This window comes from Flavihumibacter sp. ZG627 (genome assembly GCF_000814325.1).
In the GTDB taxonomy this organism is placed as follows: Bacteria; Bacteroidota; Bacteroidia; order Chitinophagales; family Chitinophagaceae; genus Flavihumibacter.
This window is the reverse complement of sequence record NZ_JPHF01000029.1, coordinates 1-1706: the sequence shown is the minus strand read 5'-3', so window position 1 is coordinate 1706 and position 1706 is coordinate 1. Positions and strand designations below refer to the sequence as shown.

Below are 1706 nucleotides of genomic sequence, written 5' to 3'. Positions count from 1 at the left end.
GGATACCTAACAAATAATTTTAGGTTGTCCATCATCGTTATTCAAATGTAATCGTACAAGTGGAACCAAAAAATACCCTAAACTGGTAATACGATCCAACGAAGAAATAAGATGGCTGAACTTTGGTGAAGCTTATAAGACATACACTTCAAAAATGGTCATTGCCAAACTAAAATAAAATACCATTGTGAGAGTCATAAATATCATGCAGTTAATCTGCCAACTATGTCTACTATCGAGCTATCGCCTTACTCTACTTATACATCCACCCAAATTCGATAACTACTTATTTTCTGCCTCTTTACATTTATCCTAACCATGTTGAAGATGAAAAAAATGCACGCGATAAAGGGCTATGTTATTTTATCCTTCATTTGGAAGGCAATAGATGTCTATATCAAATTCAATTTTCAACTCATTTATGAGATTATTATATCTTGAGCCTAAATGAACCCAAGGGGTGCTTTCTTCATTGCCATAGCGTATAAATACTGCACAGGAAAACTCACAATAGTATTTTTCACACAGTGGTTTGAATATATCAATTTTTGATTCAATTATATCTAATAATGAATTCATTTGATCATCAAATGAAGAATATTTAGTTAATGAAGTAGTTATTATCCAACCATTTTCTTTTGCCAAGGCCAAGCCGATAGTATTTTTTTCGCCCTTAGTATAAATCTTTGAAGGCTGCAACCCAATCAATCGTGTAATTTCACTATGAGTTATGTCTTCAAAATCCCAGATGCAAAAGCTTAAATTAATTTCATTTTTCATAAAAACTTATATAGTCTAATTGAATAAATTATAGTGTAGGTTTGTTTTCAAAATACTTTATTACTTTTTTGAGAAAATCAAAATTTAGCAAATTGTAATAAATTTTAAAGAATTTGTGGTTTGGATAAAGATCCTTGTAATTCCGGCGGAAATAAAAGGGGAGGTAATCGTAATACCCTATTTATAATACGGTCCAAAGCTTTTATAAAAGGAGATGTACCATTAATATCTTGAATATTTTTTAGATCATTAATATTTATACCAATTGGTTCTCCATCACCTTTCCCAAACTTAGGTTTTTGATATATATTTCCATGTTTATCTTTATAAAGGTCTGTTCTACCACCACGTTTTCCTTTATCGCTATGATCCCATCCATTTCTTTTAAGTTTGTCAATTTCACCCGGAGTTAATGGTTTATCCTGTTTCGGATTTCTATTGGGTAAAGGATCTTGCTCATCCGTGGCCTTTATAGAAATTCCTTCACTGAGTTCTGAAACACCACTATACCCTTTTTTATCTTGTGTAAAACTTTCACTTGAAGAGTTGCTTTTTTCATCACTTTCATTATCTACATCATGTTTATTTGCTTCCTCCTTACCACTCTTCTGTGTTAAAAAAGCCTTGATTTCAATTGGATCACTTGTGTGAGCATTTCCATTTGCATCATACGACCACATGCCATCAGGATCGATAAACCGAATAGGATTGTTAAAAGCATAATTATAGGAAGACCATCTCCTTCCCAGTTCACTCAATGGATCCACCACATGCCATCTTCCTATTTGTGGGTCTTGCATTCTTGCTCCGTAGTCTGTCCATTCTAATCCACTACCATCGCTGAATTCTTTTGATTGAAGCTCCTTCCCATTGAACTTGTATTTGTTTTCTGCTGCTCCGTTTAATGCTTTTGAACTTATCCCCGC

Annotated in this window: 2 protein-coding genes; both read right to left on the bottom strand. The window is 33.4% G+C overall.

Annotated features, from left to right (window positions below; genetic code table 11):
• Positions 1–363: 363 nt before the first annotated feature.
• Complete coding sequence (locus HY58_RS18400) at positions 364–780, bottom strand: DUF4279 domain-containing protein (protein WP_039135635.1); 417 nt, start codon at positions 778–780, stop codon at positions 364–366.
• A gap of 104 nt (positions 781–884) precedes the next feature.
• Positions 885–1706 (bottom strand): polymorphic toxin type 33 domain-containing protein (locus HY58_RS18395; RefSeq protein WP_039135633.1); only part of this gene is annotated, 822 nt, incomplete at its 5' end.